The organism is Glutamicibacter sp. (assembly GCF_032154645.1).
Taxonomy (GTDB): domain Bacteria; phylum Actinomycetota; class Actinomycetes; order Actinomycetales; family Micrococcaceae; genus Glutamicibacter.
The window spans coordinates 1-18,289 of sequence record NZ_JALDXV010000024.1; the positions used below are offsets into that span (position 1 = coordinate 1).

General features: G+C 59.6%; 20 protein-coding genes and 1 riboswitch. Of the genes, 7 read left to right on the plus strand and 13 right to left on the minus strand.

Annotated features, from left to right (window positions below; genetic code table 11):
* Nucleotides 1-241: 241 nt before the first annotated feature.
* Nucleotides 242-1,108, minus strand: coding sequence for an AraC family transcriptional regulator (locus RUH64_RS15095; RefSeq protein ID WP_313814486.1), 867 nt, complete (start codon nt 1,106-1,108; stop codon nt 242-244).
* A gap of 86 nt (nt 1,109-1,194) precedes the next feature.
* A complete protein-coding gene (locus RUH64_RS15100) occupies nt 1,195-2,133 on the minus strand; it encodes a 2-dehydropantoate 2-reductase (RefSeq protein ID WP_313814487.1) in 939 nt (312 codons plus the stop codon).
* A 346-nt stretch (nt 2,134-2,479) separates the two neighbouring features.
* Between RUH64_RS15100 and RUH64_RS15105 the strand changes: the two genes are divergently transcribed.
* A complete protein-coding gene (locus RUH64_RS15105; protein ID WP_313814489.1) occupies nt 2,480-3,286 on the plus strand; it encodes a MerR family transcriptional regulator in 807 nt (268 codons plus the stop codon).
* Here the strand turns inward: RUH64_RS15105 and RUH64_RS15110 are convergent.
* Together RUH64_RS15110 and RUH64_RS15115 are read right to left on the minus strand one after the other, a co-directional pair.
* Nucleotides 3,283-4,224: an EamA family transporter gene (locus RUH64_RS15110; RefSeq protein ID WP_313814490.1), complete on the minus strand. Its 942-nt coding sequence runs from the start codon at nt 4,222-4,224 to the stop codon at nt 3,283-3,285. The genes RUH64_RS15105 and RUH64_RS15110 overlap by 4 nt on opposite strands.
* Nucleotides 4,221-4,790 (minus strand): TetR/AcrR family transcriptional regulator, encoded by a 570-nt coding sequence (locus RUH64_RS15115; RefSeq protein WP_313814491.1) that lies wholly within the window; start codon nt 4,788-4,790, stop codon nt 4,221-4,223. The genes RUH64_RS15110 and RUH64_RS15115 overlap by 4 nt, the downstream gene beginning before the upstream one ends.
* Nucleotides 4,791-4,918: 128 nt before the next feature.
* Here RUH64_RS15115 and RUH64_RS15120 point away from each other — a divergent pair, with 128 nt between their 5' ends.
* Nucleotides 4,919-5,452 (plus strand): helix-turn-helix domain-containing protein, encoded by a 534-nt coding sequence (locus RUH64_RS15120; RefSeq protein WP_313814492.1) that lies wholly within the window; start codon nt 4,919-4,921, stop codon nt 5,450-5,452.
* Between the two features lie 6 nt (nt 5,453-5,458).
* On the opposite strand, the gene RUH64_RS15125 is transcribed toward RUH64_RS15120, so the two are convergent.
* The gene (locus tag RUH64_RS15125) at nt 5,459-6,082 is read right to left on the minus strand and encodes a thymidine kinase (RefSeq protein WP_313814493.1); all 624 of its coding nucleotides are present in this window, start codon (nt 6,080-6,082) and stop codon (nt 5,459-5,461) included.
* Between the two features lie 176 nt (nt 6,083-6,258).
* Nucleotides 6,259-6,381: riboswitch (SAM riboswitch) on the plus strand.
* Between the two features lie 18 nt (nt 6,382-6,399).
* Between RUH64_RS15125 and RUH64_RS15130 the strand changes: the two genes are divergently transcribed.
* A complete protein-coding gene (locus RUH64_RS15130; protein ID WP_313814494.1) occupies nt 6,400-6,696 on the plus strand; it encodes a hypothetical protein in 297 nt (98 codons plus the stop codon).
* On the opposite strand, the gene RUH64_RS15135 is transcribed toward RUH64_RS15130, so the two are convergent.
* A complete protein-coding gene (locus RUH64_RS15135; RefSeq protein ID WP_313814495.1) occupies nt 6,693-8,075 on the minus strand; it encodes an amino acid permease in 1,383 nt (460 codons plus the stop codon). The genes RUH64_RS15130 and RUH64_RS15135 overlap by 4 nt on opposite strands.
* 121 nt (nt 8,076-8,196) lie before the next feature.
* Entirely contained in the window at nt 8,197-9,477 is a 1,281-nt protein-coding gene (gene kynU, locus RUH64_RS15140; protein ID WP_313814496.1) for a kynureninase, read from the minus strand.
* Nucleotides 9,478-9,598: 121 nt separating this feature from the next.
* Here kynU and RUH64_RS15145 point away from each other — a divergent pair, with 121 nt between their 5' ends.
* From RUH64_RS15145 to RUH64_RS15160, 4 genes are read left to right on the plus strand one after another with little or no spacing between them, the layout of a single operon-like run.
* Nucleotides 9,599-10,096: an Lrp/AsnC family transcriptional regulator gene (locus RUH64_RS15145; RefSeq protein ID WP_313814497.1), complete on the plus strand. Its 498-nt coding sequence runs from the start codon at nt 9,599-9,601 to the stop codon at nt 10,094-10,096.
* A gap of 40 nt (nt 10,097-10,136) precedes the next feature.
* Entirely contained in the window at nt 10,137-10,577 is a 441-nt protein-coding gene (locus tag RUH64_RS15150; protein ID WP_313814498.1) for a hypothetical protein, read from the plus strand.
* Complete coding sequence (locus RUH64_RS15155; RefSeq protein ID WP_313814500.1) at nt 10,558-12,003, plus strand: HAMP domain-containing sensor histidine kinase; 1,446 nt, start codon at nt 10,558-10,560, stop codon at nt 12,001-12,003. The genes RUH64_RS15150 and RUH64_RS15155 overlap by 20 nt, the downstream gene beginning before the upstream one ends.
* The gene (locus RUH64_RS15160; protein WP_313814502.1) at nt 12,000-12,668 is read left to right on the plus strand and encodes a response regulator transcription factor; all 669 of its coding nucleotides are present in this window, start codon (nt 12,000-12,002) and stop codon (nt 12,666-12,668) included. The genes RUH64_RS15155 and RUH64_RS15160 overlap by 4 nt, the downstream gene beginning before the upstream one ends.
* A gap of 1 nt (nt 12,669) precedes the next feature.
* Here the strand turns inward: RUH64_RS15160 and RUH64_RS15165 are convergent, their stop codons facing one another.
* The 6 genes from RUH64_RS15165 to RUH64_RS15190 all read right to left on the minus strand — a co-directional run bounded on the left by RUH64_RS15165 (nt 12,670) and on the right by RUH64_RS15190 (nt 18,191).
* Nucleotides 12,670-13,455, minus strand: a complete 786-nt coding sequence (locus RUH64_RS15165) for a polyphosphate polymerase domain-containing protein (RefSeq protein ID WP_313814504.1) — start codon at nt 13,453-13,455, stop codon at nt 12,670-12,672.
* Entirely contained in the window at nt 13,452-14,084 is a 633-nt protein-coding gene (locus RUH64_RS15170; protein ID WP_313814505.1) for a DUF4956 domain-containing protein, read from the minus strand. The genes RUH64_RS15165 and RUH64_RS15170 overlap by 4 nt, the downstream gene beginning before the upstream one ends.
* A 378-nt stretch (nt 14,085-14,462) precedes the next feature.
* On the minus strand, nt 14,463-14,879 hold the full coding sequence (locus tag RUH64_RS15175) for a DUF3151 domain-containing protein (protein ID WP_313814507.1): 417 nt from the start codon (nt 14,877-14,879) through the stop codon (nt 14,463-14,465).
* 2 nt (nt 14,880-14,881) lie between these two features.
* On the minus strand, nt 14,882-15,904 hold the full coding sequence (gene fbaA, locus RUH64_RS15180; protein ID WP_313814508.1) for a class II fructose-bisphosphate aldolase: 1,023 nt from the start codon (nt 15,902-15,904) through the stop codon (nt 14,882-14,884).
* A 193-nt stretch (nt 15,905-16,097) separates the two neighbouring features.
* Nucleotides 16,098-17,432 carry a M23 family metallopeptidase gene (locus tag RUH64_RS15185; RefSeq protein ID WP_313814509.1) on the minus strand — a complete coding sequence of 445 codons (1,335 nt, stop codon included), beginning with the start codon at nt 17,430-17,432 and terminating at the stop codon, nt 16,098-16,100.
* A gap of 105 nt (nt 17,433-17,537) precedes the next feature.
* Entirely contained in the window at nt 17,538-18,191 is a 654-nt protein-coding gene (locus RUH64_RS15190; protein ID WP_313814510.1) for an RNA methyltransferase, read from the minus strand.
* Between the last annotated feature and the right edge of the window lie 98 nt (nt 18,192-18,289).

Sequence of the window (18,289 nt, forward strand, 5' to 3'; positions counted from 1 at the left end):
CGTGCTTCGCGCCGGCCCGGCACGGTACCGGGCAAAAAATATGCCCCATTCCTGCGCAGCGCAAGAGTTAGGGGCTCTTACGACCAAAGTTTACCGAAATGGTTGGCGAATCTCGAGCTCATGACCAACGCCCGGCCGCGCGTTGCGCCACCTTGATTAGCAATCCAACGGTCGCAGGGAACGGGAACCGTCCGGCGCCACGAGGGCATTCCGGCGGTTCCCGCGGGTGTTGCGCCCGCCCCTACTCGCGCTCCACGGGCAGCCAGAGTTCGATGCTTGCGGTGCTGAAGTCCGCGGCGCGGTCCAACACGGCGACAATCGAGGGGCCCGGACGCAGGCGCCACGGGTTCGACGGGAACCACTGGCTTGCCGACTGGGCATAGGCTTCCTGCAAGGCTGCCGGATACGCTCCTGCGACGCTGAAGACCACCCACTGCCCTTGCTGAACCTTAATCTCGTCCAGGTCGTCCGGCGTCTGCGTGGTGGCGTCCACCGCGACCCCGTGCAGATAGGTCAGCTCGCTACCTTCGACGTAATCCGGATCAACATCCGCGCTGACTTGCAGCAGTCCTGTTGGCTCGATAGTGGAAAGCTCCTTGAGCCGAGCATGTTCGCTGACCGGCAGCGAGGCAATGTGCTCCTGGATGTGCGGGTTGACTCCCTCATAGATCAGCGGAACTCGGGCGGCATGCCCTATCAGCTTGAATTCTTGCTTCTCGATGATTCGTGCGTCCATCACTGCGCTCCCTTCGATTTTCAGGCTGAGCCTGAGTTTTGCTTGCATTCGAAGGGGGCCGCCACTGGCGCGGACCTGCGCCAGGCTTGTTCCGTGCACCGCGCGGAAGGCTCTTCCAAACGCTTCGGTGGATCCATAGCCGTATCGGACGGCAATATCCAGAAGCGGGTCTTCACCGATGACCTCCGCGGCGGCAACGCTCATGCGCCGCCGCCGGATGTACTCGGAGAGAGGCATTCCGGTCAGCGATGAGAACATTCTGCGCAGGTGGTATTCGGTAGTACCCTGCGAGGCCGCCAACCGTGCAATATCCAGCTCATCGCCAAGCCGCGAATCAATGGTTTCCAGCACCCGGTTCAGTTCTGCAATCATGGCTGCTCCCTTCACCTACTAGTCTGCGTGGCGGCCGGCGTCGCCCGCCCGATAATCCCGGTCGGAAATCATCGGGTGCTACGAATCTATCGGGTCGCCGCCAGCGCTGCACCGTCATGCAGCTTCAACGCACGGTAGATCGTGTGGTGAATCGGCGTCTGGATGCCGTGCTGCGCGGCGATTCTGACTACCGCACCGCTTTGTTCCTCGATTTCTGAATGGCGGCCCGCCGCAAGGTCGCGCTGCATCGAGGCAGTGCTGTCCGGTTCAAACGCATCGAATTGCGCCATCATTGCGTCGATGTCCGCTTCACCCAATGGTGCGCCGACCGCCGTGGCCAGGGCCGCCACCTCAGCCATGGCGTCGCGCACTAGGGAACGGCTCAACTCGTTGCTGCGGGTACGTCCCACCGGTTCCCCAGACAGTGCGCCGATCCCGCCATAGGAGGTGATCAGCATGAATTTGCGCCAGATATCGGTCATGATGTTCGGCGAGATCACCGCCTTGACGCGCGCCTCTTCCAGGGCCACCTGCAGATCGAGCAGGCGTTTGGTGACCGAGCCATCCAGCTCGCCGAAGGTGATGGCCGGCTGTCCGCCCACGTGATGCACCACCCCGGGTTCCACAAGGTAGGAAATGATCATGCAGACGCCGCCCAGTGCGTGGCCCTCACCGGCCGCATCGGTAATCTGTTCTACCGCAGTAACGCCGTTTTGCAGCGGAAGCACCGCAGTATCGGGACCGATCAGCGCGGCGGCCTGCCCGAGCACCTCACGCACCTGTCCTGCTTTGCTGGCGACGATCACCGCCTCGCATTCACCGATTTCTGCCGCTTCGGTAGTGACGCTCGTGGGTTGGATGGTGAAACCGGAGACGCCGTCACCCGTGGTGACTCGGAGGCCTTGGGAACGAATCGGTTCGACATGTCGCGGGGTGGCCAGGATGTGGACCTCGTTGCCAGCCCGGGCCAAAACCGCCGCGAAGTATGCGCCGACTCCTCCTGCACCAACTACACCGATTTTCATGGTCAACCTCATTCTGTCGAGTCAAGATCCGCTCAGAAAGCTGGATCTCGGTGGCATGTGAAAGTTCTCTAACTGCTTCCACAAAAGCAGAAAATCTCGAATAGCGAAAGAGAAAGTTCATGATGCGAAAGTTGACCGTCATCTAGATAGCCGGCACTGACATACTTGGACTTCTACATCCCGACGGAATAGCTACTCGGGCATCCAATGCCACAATGCGCCCGTGTCCCCGCATGGTGATATCGAGAATCGAACCGATCCCGTTCCGCGAACAATCTTGCAGATGGGGCAGACTTTTAATCGGAGCAGTTGACCCTCACACAGTGGAAGGGTGGAAAACAGATATATGTTATCCATCGGAGCCTTCGCACAGCTTGGCCAAGTCACCCACCGCATGCTGCGGCATTGGGACTCGGCAGGCGTACTTGTGCCGGCGCACGTTGACCAGTTCAGCGGCTACCGTTCCTACGATCCTTCCCAGCTTGCGCAGCTGCATCGCATTGTTGCACTGCGCCAACTGGGTTTTGGGCTCGACGACATCCACCAATTCATGCAGCAGGGCGTTGACGCACAGCGCATTGAACAACTGCTGCGGGTGCGGCGCGCGGAGGTCGAACAGGAACATCAGGTTGCCGCCGCACGGCTGGTCGATGTCCAGCTGCGGCTCCAACTGATTGAAAGGGAACACTCCATGTCCACCATCGAAATCATTGAGAAGCCGCTTCCGGCACTGCGACTGGCGGTGTGCACGCAAACCGTCGCAGAACAGGCCCTGGTTGGTCCAGCAGTCGGCCCGCTCTTCGGCAAGATCGAGGATGTTTTGACCGGTCACGAGCTGGGCATGCCCATTGCCCAGTACCTTGCGGTAGAAGAAGGCATTCGCATCGTGGCGGGCTACGAGTTCGACAAGCCCGCAGAGCCCGGTTTTGAGATCCTAGAAGTGCCTGGACAGCCATTGGCGATCTGCGGCATTCATCTGGGATCGATGGATCGGATCGCAGCCAGCTGGCAAGAAGTGCATGACCACCTCTTGGCGCGCGGCTATGTACCGGATGGTCCGTGCCGCGAACTCTACGTCCGCTCCGACTCCGCCGATCAGCAGGACTGGGTCACCGAACTGCAGCAGCCGGTTCGCGCGGCGAACGCAGGCTAACCCAGGACGGTTGCGTCGAGCTCGGCTGCCTCGGGCTCAGGCGTCCGCGGCTTGATCAGCAGGACGATCAGCGCCGCGGCGATGAGGACCACCCCGACCCAACCGATGGTCCCGAGCCGTTCACCCAGCAAACCCACCGCAAGTATCGCCGCCACCGCGGGCTCACTGAGCGTCACGGTGGTGGCGGTACTTGCGCTCACCTTGCTCAGCGCCATGCCAAAGAGGACGTACCCGAGGAACATCGGAACCAACGCCAAATAAGCCGCTACCGCCATGTTCTGGACGCTGGCCAGCAGCGGCGCACCGGTGGCCAGCAAGACCGGCATCAGCAGCAGCCCACCCAGGCCGAAAACCGCCCCCACCGCAGCTCGACGTTCAATGCCGGCGGACATCAGTCGCGCGGCGGCCCACGAATAAACCGCGTAGCTAGCTCCGGCAGCCAGACCGAGCAGGCAGCTGGCAATCACCCCGGCCACATCGGCGCTGTCCGCGCTGGCACGGGAAAACCCGAGCAAGCAGCTGCCGGCGATGCCCAACAATGCCGCAAGGAACCAGCGCCTGCTCAGTGCAGTTCCGTCAACGATGCGCTCCAACAGGCCAGAAAACAGCGGTGCGGCGCCCAAGGATATGACGGTTCCCAGGGCAACCCCGCCAAGTCTCATGGAGCTGTAGAAGGCCAGTGGATACACGAGGATTCCCAGCGCCCCAAGAACTACCATCGGCAGGTTGTCCCTGAGTTCATCCCGCGCGACGGCAAGGGGCCTGATGGCAATCAGCGCCTGCAAAAGCCCGCCCACACCGAGCGAGGCCGCGCCGATGGCCAGGGCAGAAACCTCAGCGGCTTGAGCCGCAGCGGTCCCCGTCGTGCCCCAGAGCACCGAAGCGATCAGCAGCATCATGATGGCTCCGCGCGTGCCCTGCGCACCCCCAGTGCTCACAGCGCGCGCACCATGGAGGCGATCATCGCCTTGGCGCGATGCAGCAGTTCGCTGTTTCCCTCCAAGCCCGCACGGCTGATGGCCCCCTCCAGGAGAAATGACACCTGTTCGGCGAGCGCCGCGGCTTGACGCTGCGTGGTCAGCGCTTCAAGGTGCGAGCGGATAATGCCTTCGACCTGTTCCTTATGCCCCGCGACCACTTGTCGTCCGGGCTCTCCCGCGGGAAGTTCTGCTGCGGCGTTGAGCAGGCCGCATCCGCGAAAGCCATGCTCATACCCTGCTTCTGCATGGTCGATGTAGGCGTCGACCACCGCGAGCACGCCCGCTTCGGCTCCCTGAGAGGCGGCCAGGCGGACCCGATACAGCTCAAGCCATTCTTCGTGTCTGGCCTCCAGATAGGCACTGACCAGTCCCGCCTTGTTTTCAAAGTTGTTGTAGAGGCTCATTTTCGCCACCCCTGCCTCGGCAACGACAGCGTCGATTCCCGTGGCCGAAATGCCGTTCGCGTAGAACAGCCGGGCTGCGGCATCGAGCAATTTAGTGCGGGCGTTGATTCGTCCTGGCATGACAGCCTCCGGTGGCTCCGACGTAGATATAGACAGATTAGTCTATATAGACAGATCAGTCTACTGCTGTTCCGTACGTGCGATTGCCGGTTGACCGCGGCCCTTGGCCCAACGTCTAGACTGGGAGCATGGCATTGACTCAGTTAACGGTCGTGGATACCGCGGTCGACATCCTGCAACAGTTTGGACTGGCTGATTTGTCGATGCGCCGCCTGGCCAAGGAACTCGACGTTCAGGTTGGGGCCCTGTACTGGCATGTGAAAAACAAGCAGGAACTGCTGGCTCAGGTTGCGGCAAAACTGTTAAACACCCCGGAGCTGACCGTTCAGGCCCAGGAATTTGCGACGCCCGCGGATGCGGTGCTGCATTTATCACGCAAGTTATATCTTGCACTGCTGCCCATTCAGGACAGCCCGGAAGTTATAGAGGTCGCTTCCGCCATGCAGGTCACCGAATTGAACCCGGTCCTGCAGCTGCGCAGCCTATTGGAACAATCAGGCCTCTCGGAAGAACAGGCCCGCTTTGGGCAGCAGCTGCTGCTGAACCATGTGCTCGGTTCGGTGGCTTACCGCCAGAACCTGGTCCAACTCGACGTCGACTCCAATGAAAGCGACGGCTTCGACTGGGCCCTGCAGCGAACCGTCTCGGGGCTGACCGCCTAACCTCTGCTAGCCCAGCTCCCCGCCGGACAGCTCCAGGTAGCACGCGGCACACAACGACTCGTACCAAACGTCCTCGCCGTCGATGGCCACCTGGTCACCGTCGAACACAACGCTCTGCCCTATGCGGCGGGTATTGAACATTGCCTTGCGTCCACAGCGGCAAATGGTTTTCAGCTCTTCGAGGGAATGCGCCAATTCCATCAGGCGGGCCGAACCCGGGAAAGCCCGGGTCCTAAAGTCGGTGCGAATACCGTAGGCAAGGACCGGTACATCGTCCAGTACTGCAATGCGCAGCAGGTCGTCGATTTGTTCGCGGGTGAAGAACTGGGCCTCGTCGACCAGTAGGCAGGCCACCGGTGGAGCGTCAACATGGGTCACCAGCGCGTTGGGATCATCTCCCGCGGCGGCTTCCTGAAACTTTTCCCGCATGTTCTCGTCGGGGGCAACGGTAAAGTCAACTTCCCGGCTCAATCCCAGCCGGGAGACGATGGCGCTTTCACCCTTGGTGTCGACGCCGGGTTTGGCCAGCAGGATGCGCTGCCCGCGCTCCTCATAGTTGAATGCGGCCTGCAATAGACTCGTGGACTTTCCCGAATTCATTGCCCCGTATCGGAAATACAGTTTGGCCACGTTCATCCCTTCGAATTCCCAGCGTCTGCGGTGCGCAGACCATCTTCGATCTTAGCCGTCCGCAGGTGTCGATAAATGACGCTGCGTTGCGCATCACGACGCGCGGTGAACGCCTTCGATGAAAACCGCTGTTTTCTCTTCCCCTGCGCAGACATCCCTGCCTAGCATTGAATCAGCTTCACGAGACCTGGCGGCAAGCTCCGACTAGCCAGGCACCAACCCCACACAGTTGTACGGCGGGTGGTTCGGATGACGAAGCGGTCTGCTGTGCACTACCGCGCGGCAGGCAAGAACAACGACCCGAAGGGCGTGTACTTATGCACAACGCAACGCTTGCAGCTTCTCGACAGCGCTTTTCAGCAGATAATCCGCTGCCGCGCTTTGCCAACGACTGGATCAGCGCATGGCTTCAATTCGATCAAGATACCAACCTGCTGCATATTGGGGCCGGTCCCCACGAATGGCTATTTGAGCCGGTTGAATCGGCAAAACTCGCCTCGGTCCTCTCCGAGGGGGAGCAACTGCGCGGTGAGTTCAATCCAGGCCTGAAAATTGCGCTGATTCCCGGCGCTCACCAGATCGCCGGAACTTCCTTCTTCAGGCTGCATGTCTAATTGCCGGAGACGGGCTTCTTCCGTGCAAAGACCAGCGCATAAAGCAGAGACATCACTGCCACGAAAGGAATGCCGAAGACCAGCGTGTACTTGAACTGCGGAACAAAGAAGGTGGTCACCAGCAGGGCAGCTAGGAGCAGTGCTCCAATCAATGACGCGGCTGGGTAGCCGGGCAGCTTGAATTCCAGCGGCGCATCCTCCAGCTGCACCTTCCGACGGAAACTGACGTGGGTCACCAGGATCATGAACCAGGTGGCCAGTGCACCGAAGGTCGCCAGGGAAAGCATGAGTCCGAATCCGCCCTCCGGTGCCAGTGCGGACACGATGGCAGCTACCGCGATGCCACCGGCCGACATCCACACGGCATGCAGCGGTGCGCCCTTGCTGTTGGTCCGGTGGGCCAACCGCGGGGCGTGTCCTGCATCAGCCAACGAGTGCAGCATGCGCGTCGCCGCATACAACTGCGCGTTCATGGCGGAGAGCGCCGCAACAATCAACACAAAATTCAATACGGAGTCGGCGAAGGGGATGCCCGCCTGGGACATCACGGTGACGAACGGAGAAGCACCGGAGACCAGCTCAGAGGTCGGTGCAATGGCAAGGATCAATGCCATGGTCAAGACGTAGAACAGCAGCAGGCGCAGGAAGGAGACCTTGAACGCCTTGCGCACCGCCTGCTTCGGGTTGTGGGCCTCGGCCGCGGCAATGGAGATCGCTTCGATGCCCATGTAGGAGAAAATCGCGACGATCACCGCACTCCAGGTGCCGCCCAGTCCGTTGGCGAAGAACCCCGATTCGGCGGTGTAGTTGGAGAAACTGAATTGGTCGTTCGGGTCGTGGAACACCAGCCACGCGGCAATGATGATGAAGGCAATCACGGCAAAGACCTTGATTGCGGAGAACCAGTATTCGGTGGTGCCGAAAACCTTGACGCTGGAGAAGTTCACCGCCAACAGCACCGCAGAGAAGAGCAGGACCCACAGCACCCCGGGAATATCGGAGAACCAGAACTGCATGTATTCGCCAATGGCGCTGACCTCGGTGCCCACGGCAAAAATCAGTGCGGACCAATACATGTACTTGGTCAAGTAGCCTGCGAAGCTTCCCAGATACCTTTCGGCGTAGACGCCGAAGGAACCCGCCACCGGCAGCCTGACCGTCATTTCGGCCAACGCACCCATGACCAGAAGTGCTATTACTCCGCCGATGACGTAGCTGAGAATAACCGAGGAGCCGGCGAGCATGATGGCTAGTTTGCTGCCGGCAAAAAGGCCGGTGCCGATAGCGCTGCCCAGCGCTATCATGGCCATCTGCGCGGGAGTCAGCGCCTTTTTCAGTCCGGTTCCTGCTTCTGTGGTATCTCCCGGCTTCTTCGCCAACGATGCTCCCTTGATCTACGTTTACCGCCTGCAAGCTTCCGCTTGCGCTGCGTATAAGCGTACTCGCAGAGCACAAAGCCCCGAATATCGCACTGGATACTCGGGGCTGTGGGTGCCGGTGCTAGGTCACGGCGTTTCGCACTGCGAAGTCTTCGCGCTGCCAGGACCCTGTGTGCAGAATGTCACGCAGGATTTCCACCGCGTCCCAGATCTCGGAACGCGAGAGATACAGCGGGGTGATGCCAAAGCGCAGTACTTCGGGCTCCCGGTAGTCGCCGATCACGCCGCGTTCGATCAACGCCGCCATGATCTCGTAGCCATTGGCGTGGCGGAAGCTTGCATGGCTTCCGCGGCGCTCATGGTCGCGCGGAGTGACCAGCTCAAGCCCGTACTCAGCGCACCGGGTCTCCACGAGTTCGATGAACAGGTCGGTCAGCTCCAAGGACTTCGCGCGCACCGCGGACATGTCCGTCTCCAGTGCGATGTCCAGGCCTACCTCAATCATTGCCAGCGAAGTCACCGGCTGGGTGCCGCACATGAAGCGGCGCACGTCATTTGCGGGGGTGTAATGCTCGGCCATGGCAAATGGGGCGTTGTGCGACCACCAGCCGGACAACGGCTGCCAGAAGCGGTCGTGGTGACGCTGGTTGACCCAGATGAATGCCGGTGAGCCCGGCCCGCCGTTAAGGTACTTATAGGTGCAGCCCACCGCATAATCCGCGTCGGCACCATTCAGGTCCACCGGCACCGCACCCGCCGCATGAGCCAGATCCCACACGATCAGGGCGCCCGCCCGGTGGGCTGATGCGGTAATTTCAGCCATGTCCCACATGGCGCCGGTTCGGTAGTTCACATGCGACAGTGCAACAACCGCGGTATCCTCTCCCAGTGCAGCGCGCAGCGATGCCTCATCGTCAATCAGGCGCACCTCATAGGGAATTCCGGTTTCTTGGGACAGCGAGTTGACGAGGTCGGCAAGGCCTTCGGCGATATAGATGTCGGTCGGGAAATTGTCCCGTTCGGTGATGATCACTCGGCGCTGCGGGGCATCTGCCTTCTGGGTGCGCAACGCAGAGGCCAGAGCCTTGAAGAGGTTCAGGCTGGTGGTATCCGTGATGGCGGTTTCGTTGGGGTTCGCTCCCAGCAGCCTGCCCAGCTTGTCGCCCAGCTTCAGCGGCATGTCGAACCAGCCTGCAGTGTTCCAGGAACGGATCAGACCCTTGCCCCACTCTTCATCGACCACCTGCGTAGCGCGTGCCGCGGCACCCTTGGGCAAAGCGCCCAGAGAGTTGCCGTCAAGGTAGATCACGCCCTCGGGCAGTTCGAAGCGGTCGGCAAAGCGGGTCAGCGGGTCGCTGGCGTCCAGTTCCGCCAGTACTTCACGCGTTAATTCCTCAGACATCGTTTCTCCGCTCTCGTTCCCGACTGACGCTGCGATGGCAACATCCACCACCAAGGGTAGAATTCAGAACACAAAACTACGAGTGAATCCGAACTATTCTAAAAAATTTTGGAGATCTTCCGTGTCAGATTCATTATGGATGGCTCAAGGCGATGCTTTGCCGAACCCGGTTCGCGTCGATTCGACAGACCTGGCGATCCTGAGTGCGCTGCAGTCGGACGCCCGAATTGCCAACAACGTCCTCGCCGCGCAGGTGGGGTTGGCGCCCTCCACCTGCCTGGGACGGGTCAAGGCCCTGTCCAAGGCCGGAATCATCACCGGTTACCATGCCCGCATCAATGAGTCTCTGCTGGGCGTGAACGTCAACGCGATGATCTCTATCGTGGTGGCTGCCAACGCCCGCGACAGGCTGCTCGCATCGGCCAGATCGCTGCAGAAGCTGCCCGAGGTGAAAGACGTCTTCGTCCTCGGCGGCACACCGGATTTGCTGGTCAGGGTGGCCACCCGAAGCATCGAGGATCTGCGTAGTTTTGTGGCCACCCACCTTGGCTCCAACAGGGTCTTTTCGTCAACCCAAACGAGCATCATCTTCGAGCATTTACGACGCAATAACGTGTAATTCTCATCTAAATTTAATCCACCCTATGCACAATGGGTAAATGACTCCCCGCACATACAAGAAGACCCTGGCCGTGCTCGCGCTGGCGCTGCTGGCGAGCTTAGGCGTGTGGGGATTGAATACCACCCTTGCCGCGCCGCCGGATCGGGATCTCGGCGCCGGGGTCATCGTCGAGCACTCTGAAGCTCCTGCGCCAACGGCTTCGAAGACGCCGGCCGAACCACAACCCAGCGCCACGAAAGCCCCGGCCGATGAGAAGACCCCGCAGTCCCCTGCGGCCCGGCCGCACTCCCCCACCCCTGCAAAGACCACCACCGCGACGAAAACCTCCCGGACTGCGCCGACCAAACCTCCGGCCCCAACGCGCCGTACGGTGACCCCTCTGCCGCCTGCGGAGCAGGAGGACCAGGATGATTTCGACGATGACGACGACTACGACGACAGCGATGATGTAGAAGACGATGACGAAGACGAGGACTAGGCCGTATTCCATCCGGGCCCGCCTCATTTCCGGAATGCTCCTGTTGGTCAGCCTCACCTTGCTGATCGCCGGTGCCACCGGATACATCGTGCAGCGCCACGCGCTGAACGAGCGCCTCGATGATGAGCTGGTCCGCTCGGCCCAAGAGCTGCAGGTGCTCTCCGATACGGGGATCGCACCAAGCACCTTGAGCCCCTATGACAAGGCCCAGGACCTGATTTATCGGGCCATGCAGCGCACCATGCCGGCGCTGCATCAGGGAATGGTGGGCCTCCATGGGAAAACCGTCACCTGGACCGCTCCAGATGTCGTGGCGCTCAGGCTCGAGGGCGATCAACAGCTCATGGACGCGGTGAACAGCAGTGCCCCGGAACAAGAAATTGCGCTGCGAACGATCCCCACCGATGCGACCACCTATCGCGCCATCATCGTCCCGGTCAAGCTGTCCGCCGACACTGACTACAGCAGCTTCGTCGTCGCCTTCGACTATTCCGCCGAAATCGCAGAGATCAACCGCAATATGCTGATCTTCGGCGCCGCAGGGGCGGTGGCCATGGCCATTGCCGCCGGCGCCTCGTGGTTTTTCGTCAGCCGCATGCTCAGGCCGATCCGCCAGCTGCAGCACACCGCGAAACTCATCAGCGATACGGACATTGCCCGGCGCGTTGAAATCGTCGGCAACGACGAGTTCGCCCACCTGGCAGGGACCATCAACGAGATGCTCGACAGGTTGGAAACCGCGCTGAGCACCCAGCGCCAACTGCTCGACGATGTCGGGCACGAGCTGAGAACCCCCACAACGATCATCAGCGGTCATCTTCAGCTCATGGAGCCCGAAGATCCCGAGGATGTGAGGGCCTCACGGGAAATCGCACTGGACGAGCTCAATCGCATGTCCCTGCTCATTGAAGACCTGGTGACGCTGGCTAAATCGAACCGACCAGATTTCGCCATACCCAAGCCCACCCCGGTCGGCATCTTGCTCGACGAGATCCTCGACAAGGCCAGAGCCCTAGGCGATCGGCACTTCAGGATCAACGGAAGGGTCGACGCCGATGTCCAACTGGATCCGCTGCGCATCACCCAGGCAATGCTGCAGCTGTGTGCAAACTCGGTGAAGTTCTCGGAACCCGGCACCAAGATCACCCTGGATACCCGTTGGGTAGAGCGTCAGGACCACAAGCTGCTGCGCCTGAGCGTCACCGATGAGGGCTGCGGCATCCGGGCCGAAGACCTGCCGCGGATCTTTGAACGGTTTGGGCGGGGAAGCAATGCGGTGCGCACCGACGGGTCGGGGCTCGGGCTGAATATCGTCCAGGCCATCGCCGAGGCCCACGGCGGCGAATTACACGTGATTTCCCGGCCCGGAGCCGGGTGCGAAGTTTTTCTTGAAATTCCAGTTAGACAACCAGGAGCCACCGTTTGAGCACCGTGCTAATCATCGAGGACGAACAGCGCATCAGCGCCTTCATCGCCAAGGGGCTGAAATCTGCTGGCCTGACCACCTCCACGGCGCAGAATGCGGCGGCGGGCTACGAGCTTGCCGCGTCCAACACCTTTGACTTGATCATTTTGGATTTGGGGCTGCCGGATGAAGACGGATTCTCCCTGCTGGGCAGGCTGCGCGCCGTCGGAATGACCACCCCGGTGATCATTCTTACCGCCCGAAACGGCGTCCACGACACCGTGATGGGCCTGCAGAATGGTGCGGACGACTACATGTCCAAGCCCTTCCACTTCGATGAGCTGCTGGCCCGGGTGCGGCTGCGGCTACGGCCCAATGACGCGAATTCGACCAGCTCGGTGCTCGAATACGACGGGCTCACCATGGATCTGCTGCGCCACACGGTGCTGGTGGACGGGGCGGAAGTTGAATTGTCCTCCAGGGAATTCGCCTTGGCAGAAACGTTTATGCGAAACCCGGAACAGGTGCTCAGTCGTGAGCAGATCCTGTCCCGGGTTTGGGGCTATGATTTCGACCCTGGGTCCAACGTCGTCGACGTCTACGTCAGATACCTGCGCGCTAAACTCGGCGCAGAGCGGCTGGAAACTGTCCGCGGCGTCGGCTACCGACTCATCTGCCGCCGCTAGGCTAAGCGCGCACCGCGCCGAAACGGTGGCGCAGCAGTCGGTCCCATTTATTGGCAGGCAGCTCAGGATGAAGCAATGCCATGCCAACGCAGTACTTGCTCATTGATACATCGCGGATCCCCAGATGCCTCAGGGCTAGGTCTGCCACTCCGCGGCCGTTGAGGCTCTTCGTCTCAACAACCACCGCATCGGGGCCCGCCACGGCGGCGCCCGTGTTGCTGAAGTTCAGCTGGACATCGCAGGTCACTCGCTCGGAATACGCGGGTGCAACGAAGGTCGCCCGACGGTAGCTGTTGCGCATTACCGGAATGAGCTCGGGAACCGCCTCGCCGTATTCCTTGGCGATGGTGGAGTCGAGAAATACCTGGGCCTCGGCGCTGATGCGATCGGCGAGCAAATGATCCTGCTCCATGCGGTGCTTCACCGTCATATTGCGCAAACCCTTGGTCTTGATTTCAAACATGGACAGGCCGGTATCCGTGTAGGTTCGCGACCTGACCTTGAAGCGGCGTCGCCGCCCCTGCCGATGGTCGCGGTACCCCATGTAATCGGCCGTATCGAAGTAGACCGACTCATAACCGAAAAGCCGCCGCTGCCCAATTTGCAGAATCCGGTACTCGGCGTCCATCAACAGGACGAACTCACGCAGCTCTTGGGCGGTCAACAGGTATTTTCTATCTATCCGCGACTGCAGCGCCGTCTCCGACATCACCTCGTCAAGACCGATGGCATCACGGCTGTCTGCAGCTCGGATGAGTTCATCAACTGCCGTAGCGGTTGTGCTCACCGGGCCCACGTCCCAGCGGTGGCTCGTGGCTCATCCGCCAATTCCACAATCTGCGGTTCGGCGGCTGCGGCATTGCGCTTGCCGGCACGCACCCGGAAGCGGACGTCGACGATTGTCAGATCGCGCACCATGTCCAGCTCAAGCACCACGGTTCGCAGGATCTGTGCACCCAAGAGCTCATCCAGGGCGGCGTGCAGGTCTTCCTGCTTGGGGTAGGCACGTTCCATGGTGATGGTCTGTCGCTCGGTCCGTCGCGCAAATCCCGGGTGGTCAACGATGAACATGACGGCAACCAACGCTGCGGTCACCGCGGGAGAAAGCCAGGCCGGATCCGGATGCAGACCGTTAACAAGGCCGATGGCCAGGGAAACGAAGTAATAAGCAACTTCTTCCTGGGTCAAGGTATCCGAACGCAAACGAATGATCGACAGGATGCCGAACAGACCAAGTCCCAAGCCCATTCCTGCGGCGCTGCTGGAGAGCAGCATTGTCACCGCGAAAATACCGGTGCCTAGGGCCATGTAGGCGAGCACCAGGTCGCGGCGGTGATGGCGGCGGAAGTAGACGAAATAGACCAACACTGCCAGTCCCAGGCAGTTGGCGGCTAAAGCGGAATAGAAGGAAATCATTATGGACTCTCCAATGTGGGCGAAGTTGATGACCCTTCTAACGCTAAGAATCCTTAATGAAACTATTAGGAGAAAATGATGAGAGACTTCTAATATTTCTTCTTACAAAAGTAAGTAACTACAGATAAATGCTTGGTTCAATACATTTTTATTTTAACAATGAGATGTGCTGAGAACAGGTTCTACGACTCACGCCTACCGGCAACTACCCGGCGGTCTTGTTTTGCTCCCAACGCTCCGGTTTACCCAACTATTCGTTTTTCTTCACTGGGCCCTGAGAATCAATCTTTTGATAGCCACCGGACTCATCGCAGAGCCAACGCCAACGGCGGCGCTTCTCCAGCTGAGAAGCACCGCCGTTTGAGCGAAGTTATCTAATTAGGCTCCGGCCTCGATGGCTGCGCGGGCACTTGGATCGGAATCGTTGAGGAACTTGCCGATGCGCTCGACCTCTTCAACCTCTCCAATGGCGGCGGCTGCACGGCCCAGGGCATACAGCGAACGCAGGAAACCGCGGTTTGGCTCGTGGCGCCACGGCACCGGGCCCTGGCCGCGCCAACCGGCCTTGCGCAGTGCATCCAAGCCGCGGTGGTAGCCGACGCGGGCAAACGCATAGGACTCCACGGTGCGGCCTTCGCCATGCGCTTCGTCGGCGAGCAGGGCCCATACCAAGGAAGATGACGGGAAACGGGCTGCCAAATCCACCGGCTCGTCGCCCGCGTCCAAGCGCGCGATGACTTTAGTTTCTTCGGGCAGCAGGGTTTCTGGAATGCCTAGAAGGTTCTCTCCGACCATGGTTACTTGATCGACTTTCCAGCCGAACCCAGCTGGCGTGCAGCCTCGACGATGCGAGCTGCCATAGACTCTTCAGCCTTGGCGCCCCACACACGTGGGTCATAGGTCTTCTTGTTGCCGACTTCGCCGTCAACTTTCAGCACACCGTCGTAGTTGGAGAACATGTGACCTGCCACCGGGCGGGTGAATGCGTACTGGGTGTCGGTATCGATGTTCATCTTGATGACGCCGTAGGAGACTGCATCTGCAATTTCCTGCTCGGTGGACCCCGAACCGCCGTGGAATACGAGGTCGAACGGGTTGGCCTTGCCGATCTTTGCGCCGACCTGGGCCTGGATGTCCTTCAGGATCTCCGGGCGCAGCTTGACGTTGCCCGGCTTGTAGACGCCGTGCACGTTGCCGAAGGTCAAAGCGGTGATGTAGCGGCCCTTTTCGCCCGCACCGAGCGCATCGATGGTTGCCAGCGCGTCCTCAACGGTGGAGTACAGCTTGTCGTTGATGGCGTTTTCTACGCCGTCTTCTTCGCCGCCCACTGCGCCGATTTCAACTTCAAGGATCTGCTTGGCTGCAGCGGTGCGTGGAAGCAGTTCTGCCGCAATGCGCAGGTTTTCCTCAAGGGTTTCTGCCGAGCCGTCCCACATGTGGGAGTTGAAGAATGGGTCGCGGCCAGCTGCGACCTCAGCCTCGGAGGCTGCCAGCAGCGGCAACACGAATCCATCGAGCTTGTCAGCTGGGCAGTGGTCGGTGTGCAGTGCAATATTCACGCCGTAGTTCTTGGCAACCTGGCGGGCGAAGGCCGCGAAGCCAAGGGAGCCAGCAACCATGTCCTTCACCGAAGCGCCAGACCAGTAGGCTGCGCCACCGGTCGAAACCTGGATGATGCCGTCGGACTCAGCCTCGGCGAAACCGCGGATAGCGGCGTTCAGGGTCTGCGAGCTGGTGACGTTAACAGCTGGGAAGGCGTATCCGCCAGTTTTCGCAGCATCGATCATTGCATTGTACTTATCGGGGGTTGCGATAGGCATGCTTTCACTCCTGTGGTGACTAGCGGGGGTTCATGCGTCGCCATCGACGGCACTTCATGTCTATCCTATCGGCTCAATAGTGCTCGAGGTCCTAATTCTCGATAAGTGACACGTTGAAATCCGACCTTCATGCAGCGAACCCCGGCCTGTCGCATCTCGATCGAGATGTGGCGGGCCGGGGTTGTTGCGGTTGCTATTTCGTGCCGGTGGCCCCGGCTGTTCCTGAGGACGAGCTGGAGCTCCCGGTTCCAGTCGGTTGCCTGGTGTCTGATGACGAAGTCCGTGAGGAACTTTGCTCGCTCTGGGTGCTGCTTTCCTTCGGTGCCGATGAGCTTGCCGACGGCGAGTCATCATTGCTCGTATCAGGTGCCGGGCTAGACGAATTTTTCGTTTCGCTCGGCTTCGTCGGCTTCACGCTGGGCGATGCGCTTTCTTTATCGCTTGGCGATTCCGATTGGCTTGGTTTGGTTGTCGGCGAGGTACTCGGAGACTTGGACTCAGATTCGCTCGGTTGGGTGCTGTGGGACTGCGACGGTTTAGTTGAGTCCTTTGGTTTTGGTTTTGTGGTTGGCTTCGGTACTACAGGAGTGTCGTCCTTGGGGACCACCACATCTGGGTTGCTGCTCGTATCCTCACCATCACGCACCGGCGGCTGCCCACCATTACCCCGCGGAGCAGTCCCAGCATTCACCGTCAACCGCGAAGAATCAATCATCGCCTGACGCTGACCAGGAATCACCGGCAAATAATTCCGCGGATCATGCCAACGCCCATCAATAATCACCTCAAAATGCACATGACACCCAGTGGAATTACCCGTCGTACCAGCCAAGGCAATCAACTCACCCTGCTGCACCTGCTGCCCCACCTTCACCAACAACTTCGAATTATGGCTATACCCGGTCTGCACATTACTACCATGATCTACCGTCACCCGATTCCCCGAATGCCCAGCCCACCCGGACACCACCACGGTCCCCGCCTCACTGGCATACACCGGCGAACCACAAGCAATCGGATAATCCTGACCAATATGCACCTGATTACCCGCGCCCGTAGGATTCGCACGCCAACCATAAGGACTAGAAATCGTCCGCGTCGTCACCGGATGCATCAACTGCAAACCACCAGGCAGCTCACCAACCTGACCAACCTCACCGGCAAGCAGCGTATTGGCTTCGTCGGCGCTTTCCTCTTCGGATTCATCAGATTCGTCGGCCCCGGCAACCATGCCCAGCGGACGCCCGTCTATAGCAAGTTCTTTGCCCGAACCGCCAAAAACATTCAACGGTGCATCCACACTGACAGCAACCGGATCGTTATAAAGCCCGGGGTCCGACAACGCATCAATAGCAACAGGGATGTCGCCGCTACGCGGATCAGCAGGCTGAGCAACGATGGGAATTGCAATAGCACCCGTTAATGCAACGGCTGAAACCGCGGAAACGCTCCAGATCAATAACCGATTGCGTTTTTTGGGTAATCCGGGCAGGAGCATGTCGTGATTCACCTGATGACGTCGTTTCACGGCTCATATCTCCCAGATCACATTTGCATAACCATTTCCCAGCCTAAGGCGAAAACGGCAACTAATCCAGACGCTCGACTAAACTCATCAGTATTAAGTTTGTTGTTAACTTACTTTTTGCCCAAACACATGTCGACGAATCCATGCATGCATTGCAATTCCCGCCGCAGAGGCGGCATTAATGGAGCGTGTGGAACCGAATTGTTCAATGGACAAGGTAGCTTGTGCGGCAGCATGAACTTCAGGACTTAAACCGGGTCCTTCTTGGCCAAATACCAATACACAATTCCGCGGCAATTCAAAAGTTTCCAAAGGAACGGAGTCGGGGAAAATATCAATTCCCAGAATTGCCAGGCCCTCGTTCTCTGCCCACTGAACAAATTCTTCGACCGTCGCGTGGTGGCGAACGTGCTGGTAACGATCTGTAACCATCGCACCACGGCGATTCCAGCGGCGCCGCCCGATTATGTGTACTTCTTTTGCCAGGAATGCATTTGCGGTACGCACGACAGTTCCGATATTCATATCGTGCTGCCAGTTTTCAATGGCGATATGGAAATCATGGCGACGTTCATCTAAATCGGCAATGATCGCATCCATGGTCCAGTAACGGTATTTATCCGCGACGTTCCTGCGGTCCCCATCAGCTAAGAGCTGTGGGTCGTACTTCTCATCGGTTGGCAGTTCGCCTTCCCATGGGCCCACACCGATGACATGGTCGGCGGATTTATCTGCGTCATGCGTTACTTCGTCACTCACTCTTCTAAGGTTAGTTGTTTCCCGAGCATGCCGCGTTTCATAGCAGGCTTCAGCAATGCTGTGTACGCTTTCTCATATAGGGATGCTTTCAGCGTCGA